General features: G+C 34.4%; 12 protein-coding genes. 10 read left to right on the top strand and 2 right to left on the bottom strand.

The genetic code is table 11. The features are described from left to right. Positions 1-56 precede the first annotated feature (56 nt). The 4 genes from AACZ49_RS11465 (at position 57) to AACZ49_RS11450 (ending at position 7,615) form a co-directional block, all read left to right on the top strand. Positions 57-4,502, top strand: coding sequence for a translocation/assembly module TamB domain-containing protein (locus AACZ49_RS11465; RefSeq protein ID WP_339654818.1), 4,446 nt, complete (start codon positions 57-59; stop codon positions 4,500-4,502). Positions 4,503-4,664: 162 nt separating this feature from the next. Beyond that, the gene (gene pfkA / locus AACZ49_RS11460) at positions 4,665-5,651 is read left to right on the top strand and encodes a 6-phosphofructokinase (RefSeq protein WP_339654815.1); all 987 of its coding nucleotides are present in this window, start codon (positions 4,665-4,667) and stop codon (positions 5,649-5,651) included. 23 nt (positions 5,652-5,674) lie between these two features. After that, complete coding sequence (gene gap / locus AACZ49_RS11455) at positions 5,675-6,676, top strand: type I glyceraldehyde-3-phosphate dehydrogenase (protein ID WP_339654813.1); 1,002 nt, start codon at positions 5,675-5,677, stop codon at positions 6,674-6,676. A gap of 87 nt (positions 6,677-6,763) precedes the next feature. Then, positions 6,764-7,615, top strand: coding sequence for an N-acetylglucosamine kinase (locus tag AACZ49_RS11450; RefSeq protein ID WP_339654812.1), 852 nt, complete (start codon positions 6,764-6,766; stop codon positions 7,613-7,615). 4 nt (positions 7,616-7,619) lie between these two features. On the opposite strand, the gene AACZ49_RS11445 is transcribed toward AACZ49_RS11450, so the two are convergent. Both AACZ49_RS11445 and AACZ49_RS11440 read right to left on the bottom strand, forming a co-directional pair. After that, complete coding sequence (locus tag AACZ49_RS11445) at positions 7,620-8,000, bottom strand: RidA family protein (protein ID WP_339654809.1); 381 nt, start codon at positions 7,998-8,000, stop codon at positions 7,620-7,622. Positions 8,001-8,018: 18 nt separating this feature from the next. Further along, a complete protein-coding gene (locus AACZ49_RS11440) occupies positions 8,019-10,742 on the bottom strand; it encodes a putative LPS assembly protein LptD (RefSeq protein ID WP_339654806.1) in 2,724 nt (907 codons plus the stop codon). A gap of 143 nt (positions 10,743-10,885) precedes the next feature. On the opposite strand from AACZ49_RS11440, the gene AACZ49_RS11435 reads away from it, so the two are divergent. From AACZ49_RS11435 to AACZ49_RS11410, 6 genes are all read left to right on the top strand, one after another. Then, positions 10,886-12,127 carry an N-acetylmuramoyl-L-alanine amidase gene (locus AACZ49_RS11435; protein WP_339654803.1) on the top strand — a complete coding sequence of 414 codons (1,242 nt, stop codon included), beginning with the start codon at positions 10,886-10,888 and terminating at the stop codon, positions 12,125-12,127. A 47-nt stretch (positions 12,128-12,174) separates the two neighbouring features. After that, positions 12,175-13,140: an MlaD family protein gene (locus tag AACZ49_RS11430; RefSeq protein WP_339654800.1), complete on the top strand. Its 966-nt coding sequence runs from the start codon at positions 12,175-12,177 to the stop codon at positions 13,138-13,140. 8 nt (positions 13,141-13,148) lie between these two features. Beyond that, positions 13,149-14,474: a (Fe-S)-binding protein gene (locus tag AACZ49_RS11425; protein WP_339654797.1), complete on the top strand. Its 1,326-nt coding sequence runs from the start codon at positions 13,149-13,151 to the stop codon at positions 14,472-14,474. Between the two features lie 8 nt (positions 14,475-14,482). Continuing rightward, positions 14,483-15,274 (top strand): (Fe-S)-binding protein, encoded by a 792-nt coding sequence (locus AACZ49_RS11420; protein WP_339654794.1) that lies wholly within the window; start codon positions 14,483-14,485, stop codon positions 15,272-15,274. 19 nt (positions 15,275-15,293) lie between these two features. After that, complete coding sequence (locus AACZ49_RS11415; protein WP_339654791.1) at positions 15,294-15,776, top strand: ABC transporter ATPase; 483 nt, start codon at positions 15,294-15,296, stop codon at positions 15,774-15,776. A gap of 94 nt (positions 15,777-15,870) precedes the next feature. Next, complete coding sequence (locus AACZ49_RS11410) at positions 15,871-18,780, top strand: glycoside hydrolase family 3 N-terminal domain-containing protein (RefSeq protein ID WP_339654788.1); 2,910 nt, start codon at positions 15,871-15,873, stop codon at positions 18,778-18,780. Positions 18,781-18,784 lie beyond the last annotated feature (4 nt).

Genomic DNA, 18,784 nt, shown 5'->3' with positions numbered 1-18,784 from the left:
AAAATTTGAATAACAAAGGTAAAACATATAGCCCTATCAAAAAACTTAGGAAAATATTGGTTAGAATAGTATTGGTGATTTTGCTGATATGTGTTTTAGGCACCCTGATTTTTTCGTTGCCTGTTGTTCAAACTTTATTGGCGCAGTATGCTACGAAGAAAATTAATAAGCAGTATGGCACTCATATTAACATTAATCGTCTAAAACTTTCATTGATTTCTTGGGATACTGCATTGGAGGGTGTCTTTATCGAAGATTATAAAAAAGATACGCTTTTCTATATCAATGAACTTAAAACTTCTATTCTTAGTATTGGTAATTTGGCTCAAGGCAATTTGGAGTTTGGTGATATTTCTGTCGATGAATTAAATTTTAAAATGAAGACCTATTTTGGTGAAGAGAATTCTAACCTAGAAGTCTTTGTGGATAAACTTGATGATGGTAGGCCTAGAGCACCAGGTACGCCCCCATTTGAATTATCGTCTTCTCAAGTTGATATTAAAAACAGTAGATTTAAATATATTGACGAGAATTTAGAAAAGCCTACTGTTTTAAATTTTGATAGTCTGAATATAAGTGCGGGAAACTTTCTTATTCTTGGGCCAGAAGTGACTGCTGATATTCGAGATATGTCCCTTTATAGCACTAGGGGTTTAAAGGTGAATAAGTTGGCCACCAATTTTAAGTACACGAAGCAGCAAATGCGTTTCGATTCCCTCAAAATAAAAACTCGTTTATCTGAATTAGATGGCAATCTGGTTTTTAATTATAATCGAGAAGATTTTCGTGATTTTTTGAACAAAGTAAATGTTGTTGCGGATTTTAAAGAGTCGAAGGTAGCTTTTGATGAGATTAATCTGCTATATAATGAGTTTGGAAAGGGTAAAGAGGTAACCTTTAGTGCTGATATAAACGGTGTGTTAAATGACCTTAATACCGATAATCTTTTTCTTTTTTCTGATAATACCGGTATTCGTGGAGATTTTAATTTTAAAAATCTTTTTAGCAAGCAAAAACCATTCAGCTTAAATGCTGAAATGAAAAATGTAACAAGTAGTTATTATCAATTAAATGCGTTATTGCCTAATTTAATTGGTAATTCATTACCATCAACTTTTAGTAAGCTTGGTCAATTTACAATTCGCGGTAATGCATTAATAACGAATTCATCAATAGATGCGAAAGTCAACTTTAATACAGCTATTGGTAGTAGTTATGCTGATATTGTATTAAGCAATTTCAATAATATAGACAACGCCACTTATAAAGGATTTATTTCCTTAATCGATTTTGATTTAGGGAATTTTGCAGAAAACAAAAGTTTAGGTAAAACCACTCTAGATTTTAATGTAGAAGGAAAAGGCTTCGTTAAAGAAAGATTGAATACTGAAGTGATAGGACAGATATATTCTATTGAATTCAATAAATATAACTATCAAGATTTAAGAGTTTCCGGTATAATAAAAGACCAATTATTCGACGGGTCTTTGATAAGTAATGATGAGAATTTAAAATTTGACTTTAAGGGACTGGCTAATGTTGCTGAAACTAGAAATAATTTCAATTTTATTGCCTCTGTAGATTATGCCGATTTAAAGAAACTTAACTTCATTAAGGACAGTGTTTCCATTTTTAAAGGGAACGTGAGTATGGATATTACGGGGACTAATCTAGATAATATTATTGGGGATATTAAGTTTACTCAAACTAATTATCAAAATGTAAATGACACGTATTATTTCGAAGATTTTGAAATAACTTCTAGTTTTGATATAGAGCGCGCTCGTATTATAAATATTAATTCTCCGGATATTATTACCGGTTTTATGAAAGGTAATTTTAAGGTTCGTGAATTAGGTAAGCTTGTTCAAAATTCATTAGGTAGTATTTATACCAATTATAGGCCATTTCAAATATCTGATGGTCAAAATCTTTCCTTCAATTTTAAAATTTATAATAAAATTGTTGACGTATTTTTTCCTGAAGTACGTTTTGATCCCAATACATTTATTAAAGGAAATATAGTTGCCGATGAAGGTGATTTTAAACTCAATTTTGAATCTCCTAGTATTGAAGCTTTTGGCACTTCTGCAGATAATATAGAAGTACGTATAGATAATAAGAATCCGTTGTTCAATACATTTGTTTCGGTTGGGGAATTGGATACTCCTTATTATAATTTTAAGGACTTTAATTTAATAAATACTACGCTTAAGGATACTTTGTTCTTTAGGTCTGAATTCAAAGGAGGTAGCGATTTTAATGATTCTTACAACCTGAATTTTTACCATACGTTTAATAAGGACAATAAATCTGTCATAGGTTTAAAAACATCCGATGTTAATTTTAAGGGTAATAAATGGGTTTTGAACAAAGATGGTGATTCTAAGAACAAAGTAATATTGAATAGGGCACTCGATAGTATTACTATTCAAGAAATTGTAATGAACAATGAGGAGAAAGAGCAAATAAGATTAAAAGGTCAGTTAGCAGATTCTACCTATAAGGATCTTCAATTACAGTTTAAAATTGTCTCCTTAGATAAAATTACTCCGGTCATCGATAGCCTTAAATTGCAAGGTGAAGTAAACGGAACTTTAAATGTTTTGCAAAAAGATGGTATTTATTTACCCTCATCGAACTTGAATATAGAGCACTTCGGAATTAACGATATTCCTTTAGGCGATTTGGCAATAAGTATTATTGGTAACAAAGATTTAACTGAGTTTCAAGTTAATTCGCAACTCACTGATAATGGTATAGAAAAGTTTAGCGTTTTGGGTAGTATCGATAATAAAGTAGATATCCCTAAAGCCAATTTAATAGCAAATTTCAGTAATTTTAATTTAGAGCCCTTTAGTCCCTTAGGTGAAGGTGTTATAGATAATATACGAGGAGATATCGATGGCAGGGTAAGTATTATTGGTAATGTGGATAATCCGAGTTTTAATGGACTTTTGACTTTAGATAATGCCGGTATAGCAATTCCTTATTTAAATGTTGATTATAGTTTTGCACCTCGTTCTAGGGTAGTGCTCTCTGACCAGACTTTCGATTTTGAAAATATTGCATTAGAAGATGTGGCTAAAGGTACCAGAGCTAATCTTGACGGGACCATTTCACATAGTTTTTTTGATAATTGGATTTTAGATTTACATGTTGATACCCAGGATCAATCATTCTTGATTTTGAATACCGAGTTTAAGGAAGGGGAGTTGTATTATGGTACGGGTTATTTAAATGGCACTGGCCGTATTTATGGTCCTACCACAGCATTAAATATAATTGTAGACGGTTCTACTGCAAAAGGAACTTCTTTGAAAATCCCATTAAGTGACGTAGCTAGTGTAGGGGATTATTCTTTTATAAATTTTATTGAGAAGAACGATAAACGAACTATAGAAGGCCAACGGCAATTAAAAGATTATCAGGGATTGGAATTGGAATTTAATCTTGATGTTACCCCGGATGCAGAGGTTGAAATTGTAACCGACACGAAAACCGGTAGTTCTTTAAAAGGAACGGGAGATGGAATTATTTTGATTCAAATAAATACCAATGGTAAATTTGAAATGTATGGTGATTTCGTTGTGGTTACCGGCGAGTACCAATATAAATTTGGCGGAATAATTGATAAAAAATTCAAGGTAAAACCTGGGGGTACTATTAACTGGGATCAGAAGCCTTTAGAGGCTTTATTGAATATGGAAGCGGTATATTCTCTAAATGCTAATCCGGCTCCTTTATTAGATGATCCCGGTTTTACTAGAAGAATTCCAACAGATGTTATTATACGTTTAACAGGAGAGCTTCAAAGTCCAAATATTGACTTTGGGATAGATTTTCCGGGAACGAGTTCCATTGTGCAATCAGAGTTAGAATATAGATTGCAGGATCCAACAGTAGAAGAGAAGAATGCTATATTTTTATTGGCTCAGGGTACGTTTGTGAACGCACAAAGCGGAATCAACCAACAAGCAATTACCGGTAATTTGGTTCAAAGTGCATCAGGTATTTTAAATTCTATTTTAAGTGGAGGCAATGATAAATTCAATCTTGGTCTGTCATATGAGCAAGGTGTACTAGATAGATCTGCCGATATTGAAACTGATGACCGAATTGGAGTTACGGTTTCAACACAAATTTCTGATAGAATATTATTTAATGGTAAGGTTGGTGTGCCGGTCGGTGCTTCAAGTGAAACCTTGGTGGCTGGTGATTTTGAAATACAGGTGCTGTTAAATGATGAGGGTACTTTAAGCGCTAAGTTTTTTAGTAGACAAAGTGAAATTCAGGCGTATTTATCTGACCGACAAGGCTCTACCCAAGGTGCTGGTTTGTCTTACGAGGTTGATTTTAATAACTTTAAAGAACTCTTAGAGAAAATTTTAACTAAAAACAATGAAGTTAAAGAGCCTGTTAAGTTTAAAGATAACCCAACTTCGGTAATGGGAAATGATAGCTTAATTCGATTTTATGATAAGCCAAAATCAATAAATTGATAGCATTATGTATGCTAAATGTTAAGAAATGTGGAATTTTAAGAAGTATTGTAATAAAATGTCACAACTAAAACGTTTTCTTTAATTTCTGTTGAAAATGCCGACTCACATTATTTCTTTATTGAAAGAAGATTTATTACTTTCGTTGGCTTAAATTTTTCGATGTCTTCAGAAATAAAAAAAATAGCAGTACTGACTTCTGGTGGTGATTCACCTGGCATGAATGCAGCCATTAGATCAGTTGTTCGAACCTGTGCCTATATGAAAGTAGATTGTATTGCAATTTACCGAGGTTATCAAGGTATGATCGAAGGGGATTTTAAACCAATGGATGCCCGAAGTGTAAATAACATCATTAATAAAGGTGGTACTATATTAAAGTCTGCTAGATGTGATGATTTTAGAACACCAGAGGGTAGAAAAAAAGCGCACGAAGAGCTTTTAAAAGCCGGTATAGACGCATTTGTCGTTATCGGTGGTGATGGTAGCTTTACAGGTGCCATGATCTTTAATAGAGAGTACAATTTTCCTGTAATCGGTATACCTGGTACAATTGATAACGATATTTTCGGAACCACGTTTACTTTAGGTTTTGATACCGCTCTTAATACAGTGGTAGATTGTATTGATAAGATAAGAGATACGGCTAGTTCTCATAACAGACTATTCTTTGTAGAAGTTATGGGTAGAGATGTTGGCCATATAGCTTTAAATGCAGGTGTTGGTGCTGGTGCGGAGGAAATCTTAATTCCCGAAGAAAATCTTGGTCTTGATAGATTATTAGAATCCTTGAAAAGAAGTAAGGAGTCTGGAAAATCTTCAAGTATCGTTATAGTGGCGGAAGGTGATAAATCTGGTAAAAATGTATTCGAACTTAAGGAATATGTTGAAGAGCATTTACCAATCTATGATGTTAGGGTATCTGTTCTTGGTCATATGCAAAGAGGCGGTGCACCATCATGCTACGATAGGGTTCTTGCTAGTAGAATGGGGGTAAAGGCAGTAGAAGCGTTGCTTGAAGGTAAAACTAATCTGATGGTAGGTATTCAATGTAATAAGCTAACCTTAACACCTATTAATAAGGCAATAAAGGGGCATACAAAAATTGATAAGGAGCTTATAAGGGTTTCGGAAATAATGACAACATAATATTAAACGTTAAAATAGAGAAAATGTCAAATTTAAAAGTAGGAATAAACGGTTTTGGTAGAATAGGAAGATTGGTCTTCAGAACAACGGTAAAACGTGGCGATGTTGATGTAGTTGCTATAAATGATTTGTTAGATGTTGAGCATTTGGCTTACCTTCTTAAGTATGATTCAGTTCATGGTGCTTTTGACGGAACTGTAGAAGTAAAAGATGGTCATTTAGTTGTAAATGGTAAAATTGTTCGCATTACTGCGGAAAGAGATCCCAAGAACTGTAAGTGGGATGAAGTAGGTGCAACAACTGTTGCTGAATGTACTGGTATATTCACAACTTTAGAAACTGCTCAATATCATATCGATGGTGGTGCTAAAAAAGTAGTTATTTCTGCTCCTTCTAAAGATGCTCCAATGTTTGTTATGGGTGTGAATCATAAAGATGCTAAGTCTTCTGATACAATCGTTTCTAATGCATCTTGTACAACAAACTGTTTGGCTCCAATGGCTAAGGTTTTAAACGATAAATTCGGTATAGAAGAGGCGTTGATGACTACTGTTCATGCAACAACTGCTACTCAAATGACTGTTGATGGTCCTTCAAGAAAAGACTGGAGAGGAGGTAGAAGTGCATTGTTGAATATTATACCTGCATCTACTGGTGCTGCCGTAGCGGTAACAAAAGTAATTCCTGCTTTGAAAGGGAAATTAACAGGTATGGCTTTTAGGGTTCCAACTGCAGATGTTTCTGTTGTTGATTTAACTGTTCGTTTAGAAAAAGAAACTTCATACGAAGAAATAAAAAAAGCTTTCAAAGCAGCTTCTGAAGGTGAATTGAAAGGGGTTTTAGGATACACAGAAGAAGATGTGGTTTCTCAAGATTTTATTGGTGAAACCCATACAAGTGTATTTGATGCTGGCGCAGGAATTGAGTTGAATTCTAAATTCTTCAAATTAATTTGCTGGTATGATAACGAAGCAGGTTTCTCCAATAAAATGGTAGACCTAATGCAACACGTTAATACACTGTAACCAACATTTTGGTATAATTAAGATATTTCCTGAAAATGAGGCATTTTTTCCTTATTTTCAGGTTTATTTTTTAAAGATATTCGGTATATGATTTTAATAGTAGATAGTGGCGCAACCAAGTCGGATTGGATTGCTTTGGATGAAAATGGCGAACAACTTTTTTTAACTCAAACTTTGGGTCTAAGCCCAGAGGTGTTGACTAAAGATGTAATTGAAGATCGCTTAGCTAATAACTTTGAACTTTCTAAAAACCGTGAAAAAGTAACTCATTTATATTTTTACGGCGCGGGTTGTGGAACGGATCGCATGAAATCCTTTCTAAAAGCTATTTTTAAGGATTTCTTCCCTAATGCTAAAGCTGACGTAAAAGAGGATACCTATGCGGCAATATTCGCTACTACGAAAGTAGGGCATCAAGGTATTGTCTGTATACTTGGTACAGGTTCTAATTGTAGTTACTATGATGGTAATCAATTATTTCAAAAAGTAACGTCATTAGGCTATATTCCAATGGATGATGGAAGTGGTAATTTTTTTGGACGTAAATTAATTAGAGATTATTATTTTCATAAAATGCCGGCAGACTTGGCTCATAAATTTGCGAAGCAACACGACCTTGATGCCGATGTCATTAAAGAAAATTTGTATAAGCAACCTAATCCAAATACCTATCTTGCAACGTTTGCTCGCTTCTTAATAGAGAATAAAGAACACCCTTATTCAAAAGGCGTTATAGATAAAGGCTTTCAGCAATTCATTAATAATTACGTAATGCAGTTTGAGTTGGCTACTAAAGTGCCAGTTAACTTTGTTGGTAGTATTGCCCATTATTTAAGAGATGAGCTAACTTCCGTATTATTAAGAAATGACTTAATAGTAGGGGTAATTAGACAAAGACCAATTGAAGGTTTAGTAGAATTTCACCAAGCAAATATGTGATTTTTTATTTTATTGCAATCATAGAAATCTCAACGTTTACAAATTTTGGTAAATTTGCTACTTCTACGGTTTCTCTTGCAGGTGCAGTTTCCGCATTAAAGTAAGATGCATATACTTCGTTTACTTCAGTGAATTGTTTCATATCACTTAGAAATATAGAAGATTTCACAACATTTTCAAAGGTCATTTCAGCTTCGGTTAAAATGGCCTTTAAATTTTCCATACACTGTTTAGTTTCTTTTTTAATATCACCTGAAACTAATTCACCATTTTTTGGATTTAAGGGTATTTGACCAGAAATGTATAATGTTCCATTACTTAAAATGGCTTGGTTGTATGGACCTATTGGGGCTGGGGCATTTGAAGTGTTAATTATCTTTTTCATAGTGTAAAATGAATTTTGTTAATTTCTAATGGGTTGACTTCGATTTTCCCATTTAAGATCTTTAAGAATAGATGAATCTATACCGATGAAGAAGTACCATCTTTTGTATTGTCCGAATGGGGTCCAGTTAAAACGCATGGTAAAGCTCTTCAAATCTCGTTGAAAACGAAGTTGAGTTAAAGTGAAGCCTTGGTTTTTAAAATCATAACCAGAAGAACCTCCAACCGACCATCTCGGAGCTAATTCTATATCACCAGAAAACATTAGAGAGTGACTGCTAAACTCACTCTGTCTTGCAGAATTTAAATAACTGGCAGAATAAGCTAGTCTTAAGTTCCAAGGTATTTTGGTGCCGTATATGGGGTTCGCCACATCACTGTTCTTGTCATCTTTACGGACGGGATTGTCGTTGAAATTATCGGCTCTTCCAAAGAGGTCATCATCTCTACCACCACTTTGGGCTACATAATCGAAGGGATCTTCCTCTTCTTCTTTTTCATCGTCCTCTTTTTTACCGAACATTTCACTGCTAATTGAATAGGAAATGTTGGCATTTGCTCTTGTAAGCCTAAAAAGACTACCGCCATTATCAATATTCCAGGTGTCGATTCTTTTGCCATTATTGTCAATCGCATATGGATCTAGGCCTGCCGAAAAGTTAATCGACATTTTATTGTTTAGAATATTAGTGCCACCATTTACGGTTAATGGATTTAGACGAAGCGAATCAGATTCAAAATTATACCCTGTTGAGATATTGAAATTACTTAATAAAGAAACTTTTTTAGGCTCTATTTTGGTCGAATCTTTATCTCTAACCTTTGCCTCTAAAGTATTAGCTAAAGAAAAGCCTAAACTATTCGATTTGCCTAATGAAGGTGCGCCGTTTAAGGTTCCCTGAAAACGACTAAATTGAATAACATCGCCATTACCATTAATATATTCATCATAAAACTGGTCAAAAGAGGGTGCATAGCCATAACTAATTGACGGGCGCATGGTGTGGCGAATAGCTTGAATCTTTTTGTCCTCACCTAAATCAAAGGTTCCATACAGTGTTGTACCAACGCTTGCGCTAAAATTATATTTATTAAATCGGTCAAAACCACTTATAGTATCAGTAACTACTTTTTTTGTATCAAAATCATATCTTTTATTATAGGTTTCTAGGGTCCAAACATCTTCATAGTTACCTCCAACACTAACGCTGAAAAATTTGGCCACCTTGAAATTTGTGGTTAATGGTATTCGATGTCTTGCACCAACTTTAGTATTATCGAACATTCTAGAAGTTAGAAAATCATCATCGTTAGTAGTTAATCTATTTTGAGCATTAACATCATATTGAAAATTAATGTTTTGAATAATCCCTTTTTTTATACCCTCTCTTTTTGCGAAAGGATAAATACGCTCCATACTTGCCTGAAAAGTAGGTAGGGTCATGTTAATATTATCTGTGTCAGAGGCGGTTGCGGTTGGTGATGTTAATTGAGAATGCGTCGCGGTCAAACTCATATTTACTGACGGATACTCAGGAAATGTTTTAGAATATGAAATAGACGAAGATAGGGTGTTGTTTTGAGTATTAGGTAAATTTCGTTGTTGTAATGAATTTCTGTAATATTCACTACTACCTAGGTTAACCGAGGCCGAAAATCTAGAATTGGGGCTAGATTTCGGGTCTTGTGAGTGTGAGAATTGAATGTTGTAATTTTTTGACAAGCTGTAATCGCTAAAGCCTTTTTGGCTACGAACTTGATTTTCATATCTCAGGTTAACATTTCCTCTATATTTATATCTTTTGGTGTAGATAGATGCCGATCTAAAAGCATAACTTCCATTCGTATAAAAATCTCCAGAAAGTGTTACATCGGCGTAATCGCCTAATGGAACATAATAGCCCATATCTTGAAGAAAATATCCCGTATTGGGGTCATTGCCAAAAGAGGGCATTAAAATACCTGCAGATCTACCAACAGAAAGTGGAAAATAGGCAAATGGCATTGCTATTGGGGTTGGGACATCTGCTATGTATAAGTTGCTAAACCCTGCAATCACCTTTTTCTTAGGTACAAATTTTGCCTTTCTTACTCTTATGTAATAGTCGGGATTTATGGTGTCCGTAGATGTGGTAAGTTTTCCTTCACTTAAAAAGTATACGGAATCATTTTCCTTTTTTGTAATCTCTGCATATACTTTCATGGCATCACTACCTAATTGACCTGCAGCGGCCTGCTGCTCGGTTCGTGAATTCCAAATTAATGCTTTCTGGGTATCGAAATTGAATCTTATGGAATCTGGTATAACTATGTTTGAGCCTTGTTTAAAATAGGGTAGTTGCGTATAATTGCCTAAAGAATCTTTCATTCTACCGGCATAAACTTCATTTTTTATATAATCCATAATGATTATACCGGCCTTTAATTCCGTATCCTGATAGTAAATTTCAGCCTCGTTGTAGAGATAGATTTTATTTTCTTTTTGACTTAATTTAACGTAGTCTTTCGCCTTGTAGGTTATTTTATCTAATAATAAAGGAGGCTTTTTATTAATAGAATCTGCAGCCAAAGAGTCTGCTGTAATAGAATCTCTAATACTTGTGGATGGGAATAATGGAGCTATTATAGAATCTTTTTCTATTTGAATGTTTAGCGGTGTAATTTTACCCTCTTGTCCGAAGGCGTAAATAGCACCGGCAAAAACCACGAATAGGAAAAGTAAGTATTGTTTGTTTGATTGCAAGGCTATATATCCTATTTTTGTAAAGGTTTGGCGGTCCAACGAGCCATTGTTTCAGATGTCAAACTTACATATATTTTTTAATCCTAATGTAGGGTGTTACAATAAATTTAACCATTATCAGGGCTATATAATCCCTAGTACTTATGAAAATAAAATTCTTTTGCATTTCACTAGTTATAGCAATGTCATTTTTGCTTCAATCTTTCACAGGGTTAGGAACAGAAACAAAGTCCGATGACCCTTTTATTGTAGTGTTAGATGCTGGTCATGGGGGCCATGATCCAGGTAACTTGGGTAATGGTTATTTGGAAAAAAAGATTGCTCTTAATATTGTTTTAAAAGTTGGTGAAATTTTATCAAAGAATAAAGACATTAAGGTTATTTACACTCGTAAAGACGATACTTTTATTGATTTGTATGTAAGAGGTGAGGTAGCGAATAAGGCAAATGCCGATCTGTTTGTTTCCGTTCATTGTGATTCTCATACTTCAGATGCACATGGTGCAGGTACTTTTGTGCTAGGGCTACATGCCAATAAGCAAAATTTTGAAATTGCTAAGAAAGAGAACTCGGTGATTTATTTAGAGGATAATTATGAAAATAGATATGCCGATTATGATATTAATTCACCGGAATCTGTAATTGGTTTGACGATAATGCAAGAAGAATTTTTAGATCAGAGTGTAGCATTGGCTACCATGATTCAGGAGAATTTTTCAAGCTCTTTAAAGAGGACCGATAGACAAGTGAAGCAAGCTGGTTTTATTGTGTTGCATCAAACCTTTATGCCAAGTGTTTTGGTTGAAACGGGGTTCTTGACCAATAAAGATGAAGGTGCCTATTTAAATTCAGGTAAAGGACAGAACGAAATGGGAAGTGCTATTGCAAAAGCGATATTGCATTATAAAGAAGGTATTCAGCCGACCGTTAAAACAGTGGAGAAAACTATCGAGAAACCAAAAACGCCACCGGTTAAGGAAGAGGTTGCAGAAATAAAGAAACAAGAACCAATAGTTATTTCAGCAAAAGTTGAAGAAGCAAAAGAGATTATAGAAAAGCCTGCGGTTATAACTAAACAAAAAGAGGTTATTTCTTCAAAAGAAGTTGTAGGGTCAATTATTTTTAAGATTCAGTTAATGGCGAGTAGTAAAAACATACAACTTAGTTCTGCTAATTTTAATGGTCTTTCAAGTTTGTCACAGGAGCCCTATAAAAATTTATATCGTTACATGTACGGAGAAACTAGGTCATATAGAGAAGCGAAAATGATGCAAACCCTAGCACAAGAAAAGGGATATAGGTCAGCGTATATTGTTGCATATAAATTAGGAGAAAGAATTCCTATTAAACAAGCGCTGGACGAGGTTTCTGAATTTACCCCTTAAAGTGTAAATATTATTCCTAATTTTGAGTGTAACAAAAATAAAATTGCTTGAAACTATCTAGAGAAGTAAAAACAGGAATTATTGTAATAGGAGGTATTCTTTTGTTTATCATGGGATTCAGCTATTTGAAATCCACTCCTATTTTTGACAATAGCAAAACTTTCTATGCCGTTTACCCTAATGTTGGCGGACTTCAATCTGGCACTACCGTTTCAATTAACGGGTTTAGTGTTGGGAAAGTTAATGACATAAAGTTCTTAGATGAAAAAGGGAATTTGTTAGTGACTTTTACGGTTGGTAATGATTTTAAATTTTCTAAAAATAGCCTTGTTGAACTTTATGATACTGGTATAATAGGTGGTAAGGGGTTACAAATTAAACCTGTTTTTGATGCCACTGGTGTTGCACAATCTGGTGATACATTAAAAACGGAAACTAGACTTGGAATTACAGATTTAGCACAACAAAAATTGACACCTTTGGTTCGTAAATTCGAATCTGCTATTTCTGGGGCTGATTCTGTATTGGTTAATGTAAATTCTATTTTGGACCCTAAGACAAAAATGGAATTAAAAGAGGTGATAGGAGGTCTTAATATTTTAATAACAAATCTTAATAGGAGTGCTACATCACTAAATAGCGTATTAGAGGGTAATAGGGAAAAGTTAGATAATTCATTTAAGAATTTTGAATTGCTTACTTTAAATTTTTCTAAGCTTTCAGACTCCTTAAATTCAGCTGGTTTAGGGCGTACTTTGGCTAGTTTAGAATCTACAATGGCCAGTTTAGATCAAGTAACCCAAAGAATTGAAAATGGCGATGGTACACTAGGTTTACTGATGAACGATAAGGAACTATATTCTAATTTGAATACTACCACCAGAGAATTGGAGCTGCTCTTGCAAGATTTTCGTTTAAACCCAAAACGTTATGTCAACGTTTCGGTTTTTGGTAAAAAACAAAAGGACTATACTGTCCCTGAAGAAGACCCAGCTGATAAAATAGAAGAATAAATATATATATGCAGTATCTCCCTAATATCATTTTTGTAGTATTACTTATAGTTGGTGTGGGTTTTTTTGTAAAGAATATTTCAAAATTAAAACGAAATATTTTCCTTGGTAAGGAGGCCTCTTTGAATGACAATAAGCCACAACGATGGAAAAACATGGCAAAGATTGCATTAGGTCAATCTAAAATGGTTGTTCGCCCTATCGCAGGTTTTTTTCATATTATCGTTTACGTTGGTTTTGTTATTATAAATATAGAAGTGCTTGAAATTGTCTTAGATGGTGTTTTTGGTACACATAGAATGTTTTCGGTATTAGGCGGCTTATATGGTTTTCTAATCGCATCGTTTGAGGTATTGGCATTATTAGTGATTATTGCAGTACTTGTTTTTTGGATAAGAAGAAATGTTATTCGATTAAAAAGATTCTTTAAACCAGAAATGGTGGGTTGGCCAAAAAAGGATGGTAACCTTATTCTGTATATCGAATTGATATTGATGTTTTTATTTCTTACCATGAATGCTTCAGATTATCAATTGCAACAAATGGGAGCCGAACATTATGCTAAAGCGGGATCGTTTCCAATAAGTAGTTTTATAGCCCCATTATTCGAAAATTTAGCTATATCGACTTTAATAATAGTTGAACGTACTGCTTGGTGGCTACATATTGCAGGGATTTTATTCTTCCTCAACTATTTGTACTATTCGAAACACTTGCATATATTACTTGCCTTTCCGAATACTTATTATGGTAAACTAACACCCAAAGGACAGTTTAAGAATTTACAATCGGTAACCGATGAAGTTAGGTTGATGTTGGATCCTGATGTAGACCCGTATGCAGAACCTGTTGAAGATACTGCAGTACCATATAAATTTGGTGCTTCAGACGTACAAGATTTAAGTTGGGTGCAATTATTAAATGCGTATACCTGTACCGAATGTGGCAGGTGCACCAGCGAATGTCCAGCGAATCAAACAGGTAAAAAATTATCTCCTCGTAAAATTATGATGGATACTCGTGACCGTTTAGAGGAAGTTGGTAAGAATATAGATGAGAATAATGGCGAGTTTAAAGACGATGGAAAGCAATTATTGAACGATTACATTACCCCAGAAGAATTATGGGCTTGTACCTCTTGTAATGCTTGTGTAGAAGCTTGTCCTATTAGCATTGATCCTCTTTCTATAATTATGGATATGCGACAATATCTTGTTATGGAACAATCTGCCGCTCCAACAGATTTGAATAATATGATGGGTAATATTGAAAATAATGGAGCGCCTTGGCCATTTAACCAAATGGACCGTTTAAACTGGAGTAAAGAATCTTAAAACAAGATATGGTAAGTGAATTGAAAGTGCCTACAATGGCAGAATTTTTTTCGAAAGGTACCTTTCCTGAAGTTTTATTTTGGGTAGGTTGTGCCGGTAGTTTTGATGACAGGGCAAAAAAGATTACAAAAGCTTTCGTTAAGATTTTGAATAAAGCCAATGTGTCATTCGCGGTTTTAGGTACTGAAGAAAGTTGTACCGGCGACCCAGCAAAGCGAGCAGGAAATGAATTTTTATTTCAAATGCAGGCAGTTACCAATATAGAAGTACTAAATGCATATGAAATAAAAAAGATAGTAACAGCTTGTCCTCATTGTTTTAATACCATTAAAAATGAGTACCCTGGTTTAGGGGGAAATTATGAAGTTGTTCACCATACACAGTTTCTAAAACAACTACTAACTGAGGGTAGAATTAAGATGGAAGGCGGAACGTTTAAAGGAAAGCGAATTACTTTTCATGACCCTTGTTATTTAGGAAGGGGTAATGGCGTTTACGAAGCTCCAAGGGATTTAATCAGAAAACTGGATGCCGAGCTGGTAGAAATGAAAAGCTGTAAACAAAGAGGTCTTTGTTGTGGTGCTGGGGGTGCGCAAATGTTTAAAGAACCTGAAAAGGGGAACAAGGACGTGAATATTGAACGTACCGAACAAGCCTTAGAAATAAAGCCTGATATAATTGCAGCAGGATGTCCTTTCTGTAATACCATGATGACCGATGGTATTAAGAACAAAGAGAAAGAAGATTCAATTGCAGTTATGGATATTGCAGAGCTTATTGCTACTGCAGAAGATTTATAATATTTTAAAAATACATAATTTGCTAGTAGAATTTAATACGTTACCCGAGACAGCAAGAGTTTGGATATATCAATGTAGTCGTTCATTTTCTGAAGATGAGTTAGTTGATATAAAGTCGGATATTGATGTGTTTTTACAAAATTGGACAGCTCATGGGAATGATTTAAATGCCGGTTATGAAATAAGGTATAAAAGATTCATAGTAATTGCATTAGATCAGAATTCACAAAGTGCTACAGGTTGTTCAATTGATGCATCAGTTCGTTTTATTCAAGATTTGGAAAAGAAATACGATGTTTTGTTATTGGATAAAATGAATGTGTCTTATAAGCAAGGGGAGTTTGTTGCTTACAAAAGTTTACTTGACTTTAAGGCAATGGCGAAACAAAAAGCTGTTTCAAAAAATACAATTGTATTCAATAATTTGGTAACCAACAAAGGGGAATATCTTGAACATTGGGAAGTGCCAGCCTCTGAGAGTTGGCATGCTCGTTTTCTGTAAAACGATTTCTTCTTAACTATCTTTATTTATTGGGTTTTATCGATGAAATACAATAATTTCATCCCATAATAGTTATCTCAGTACATACATTTTTATGCGCCTTGTTTTAATAGTTTTTTGTGGGTTGTTTTGTTGTTCAAGTCTTCTTGCTCAAAACCCGTTATTTACAGAAGATAGCCTAGTTCAAAAGACTTGGGTCGATAGGGAATATGATAAAATGACCTTAAATGAAAAGCTGGGTCAGTTGTTCATGGTTAGTATCGCATCAAATCAAAATAAGGAGGCAACGGATCAAATTAAAAATTTAATTAGTAAGGAGAATTTAGGCGGAGTTATTTTTTCAAAAGGAGGGCCTGTTAGGCAAGCCATTCTTACGAATGAATATCAGGCGGCATCAAAAGTTCCTTTGTTAATTGGTATGGATGCAGAATGGGGACTATCTATGCGGTTAGATTCTACCTATGCTTTTCCATGGAACATGACTTTAGGTGCCATACAAGATAGTGCTGTAGTTGAAAAGGTAGGCTTTCAAATTGGTAGGCATGCAAAACGATTGGGAGTACATATCAATTTTGCTCCAGACTTAGATATTAACACCAATCCAAACAATCCTATAATAGGTAATCGTTCGTTTGGTGAGGATAGGGATAATGTAGTTGAAAAGGGAATTGCATTTGTTAAGGGAATGGAGCGTGCAGGGGTTTTGGCAAATGGTAAACATTTTCCAGGTCATGGGGATACTGAAGTAGATTCACATCATAATTTACCTATAATTCCTTTTTCAAAAAAACGATTGGATAGTTTAGAGTTATACCCTTTTAAAAAACTAATTAAGTCTGGGTTAAGCAGTATAATGGTAGCCCATTTAGAAGTACCTGAACTAGAAATTAAGAAGGGTTTGCCGTCTTCTATTTCCGAACAAATAATTTCCGGACTTTTAAAAGAAGATCTTGGCTATAAAGGATTAATTTTTACCGACGCACTTAATATGAAAGGTGTTTCATCGAAAGGTAATGATGGTAGTGTAGAATTAGCAGCATTTATGGCAGGTAACGATATACTTTTAATGCCAGAAAATGTAGTTGAAGCTAAATTAAAATTAGCAAAAGCTTATGAAAAAGGTAAATTGACTGAAGAGCGTTTAGCCTATTCAGTTAAAAAGATTTTGTTCGCGAAATACAAAGTAGGGTTGAACAATTATAAACCAATTGCTGTCGATAATCTTTATGATGATTTAAACAGTTTAGAAGACGATATTATATATGAAGAGGCCATTGAGAATGCCATTACTATCGTAAAAAATAAGTTAGACTTACTGGCTATTAAAAATTTGGACAATAAGAAAATTGCTTATGTAAAGTTCGGTGATGCTTCTAATGATGTTTTTGTGAAAGGATTGAAAAATTATGCTGACGTAACCGTTGTAGATGCAAATGATATCAACACTTTAAAGGTAAAATTAAAAGAATTTAACCTTGTTATAATTGGCCATCATAAAAGTAATGAAAGCCCATGGAAAGGCTACAAATTTAGTGCATCCGAGCTAAATTGGTTGCAAGAGATTGCGGCCGAAAGAACGTCTAATCTTATACTTTGCGTTTTTGCTAAACCTTATGCATTATCTGCTATCAATTCATTTCAAAATATTGACGCAGTAGTCATGTCTTATCAGAATAGTGATATAGCGCAAGAGAAAACCGCAGAGGTTCTTTTTGGCGCAGTAGGAGCTTCAGGGAAATTACCGGTTAGTGCACACTCTGATTTTCCGGTGAATTCAGGAATTAAAACACAATCACTAAGTAGGCTTGGTTATAGTATACCTGAGCGAGTAGGTATGAGTTCGAAAGGTTTAGGGGATATTGACCGGATGGTGAATGATGGGTTGGATAGTTTAATGTTTCCGGGAGCGCAAATTTTGGTGGCAAGAAAAGGCAAAATTATTTATCAAAAAAGTTTTGGGAAGCCTACCTATGATTCCAAAGAAAAAATTACGAACGATTATATATATGATTTGGCTTCATTGACAAAAATATTGTCAACGTTGCCCATGGTAATGAAGATGGAAGAGGAAGGTAAAATTGGATTGAATAATACTTTTGAAGAATTACTACCAAATTATTCCGATACCGAAATTAAAAATGTAACTGTTTTAAAGGCTTTGTCACATTATGGTCGCTTACCTGCATGGATACCTTTTTACATTAATACATTAGATGAAAATAGAAAGCCTTCTGGTGAGTTTTATCGAAATTCACCATTGCCTGGTTTTTCAACTAAAGTCTATGATAACCTTTATTTAGCAGATGCCTATAAAGATTCAATTTATGATAGAATTGGAAGGCAAGACTTAAAATCTAATCGATATCGTTATAGCGATGTGCCTTACTATGTGATGAAAAAGGTTATTGAAGAGAATTATGGTCAACCCTTAGATTATTTGACCAATAATTTTCTATATAGTCGGCTTGGTGCAAACCATACCTCATACAATCCTTTAGATAAGTTTGAAAAAAATAGGATTGTACCTTCAGAAGAAGATGATTATTATAGATACGGTACTGTGCAAGGTTATGTTCATGATATGGGGGCAGCGATGCAAGCAGGAGTAGGAGGACATGCCGGACTTTTTAGTAACTCAAATGATATCGCGAAGATTATGCAAATGTATCTTCAAAACGGATATTATGGTGGCACCAAATTTTTTGATTCTAGAACAGTTAAGAAATTTAACACCTGCTATTTCTGCGATAAAAATGTACGTAGAGGAGTGGGTTTTGATAAACCACAATTAGAACATAGCGGACCAACCTGTGGTTGTGTTTCTAGAAAAAGTTTTGGTCATAGTGGTTTTACAGGTACGTATACTTGGGCTGACCCTGAAGAAGAAATTGTTTATGTGTTTTTATCTAACAGAACGTATCCATCTGCATCAAACACCTTATTAGTTAAATCTGGGTTAAGAACTAGAATTCAACAAGTCATTTACGACTCAATTCTAAATTAAAAAG

This window comes from uncultured Maribacter sp., assembly GCF_963975365.1.
Classification (GTDB): domain Bacteria; phylum Bacteroidota; class Bacteroidia; order Flavobacteriales; family Flavobacteriaceae; genus Maribacter.
Note: the sequence above shows the minus strand (reverse complement) of the source record. Positions and strands in the feature narration are given on the sequence as shown.

What these genes read in the sequence shown, in the direction of transcription:
- AACZ49_RS11435 (WP_339654803.1), top strand. Translation starts at nt 10,886, where the DNA reads ATGAAAATAAAATTCTTTTGCATTTCACTAGTTATAGCAATGTCATTT.
- AACZ49_RS11410 (WP_339654788.1), top strand. Translation starts at nt 15,871, where the DNA reads ATGCGCCTTGTTTTAATAGTTTTTTGTGGGTTGTTTTGTTGTTCAAGT.
- AACZ49_RS11425 (WP_339654797.1), top strand. Translation starts at nt 13,149, where the DNA reads ATGCAGTATCTCCCTAATATCATTTTTGTAGTATTACTTATAGTTGGT.
- AACZ49_RS11445 (WP_339654809.1), bottom strand. Translation starts at nt 8,000, where the DNA reads ATGAAAAAGATAATTAACACTTCAAATGCCCCAGCCCCAATAGGTCCA.
- pfkA (WP_339654815.1), top strand. Translation starts at nt 4,665, where the DNA reads ATGTCTTCAGAAATAAAAAAAATAGCAGTACTGACTTCTGGTGGTGAT.
- AACZ49_RS11450 (WP_339654812.1), top strand. Translation starts at nt 6,764, where the DNA reads ATGATTTTAATAGTAGATAGTGGCGCAACCAAGTCGGATTGGATTGCT.
- gap (WP_339654813.1), top strand. Translation starts at nt 5,675, where the DNA reads ATGTCAAATTTAAAAGTAGGAATAAACGGTTTTGGTAGAATAGGAAGA.
- AACZ49_RS11420 (WP_339654794.1), top strand. Translation starts at nt 14,483, where the DNA reads ATGGTAAGTGAATTGAAAGTGCCTACAATGGCAGAATTTTTTTCGAAA.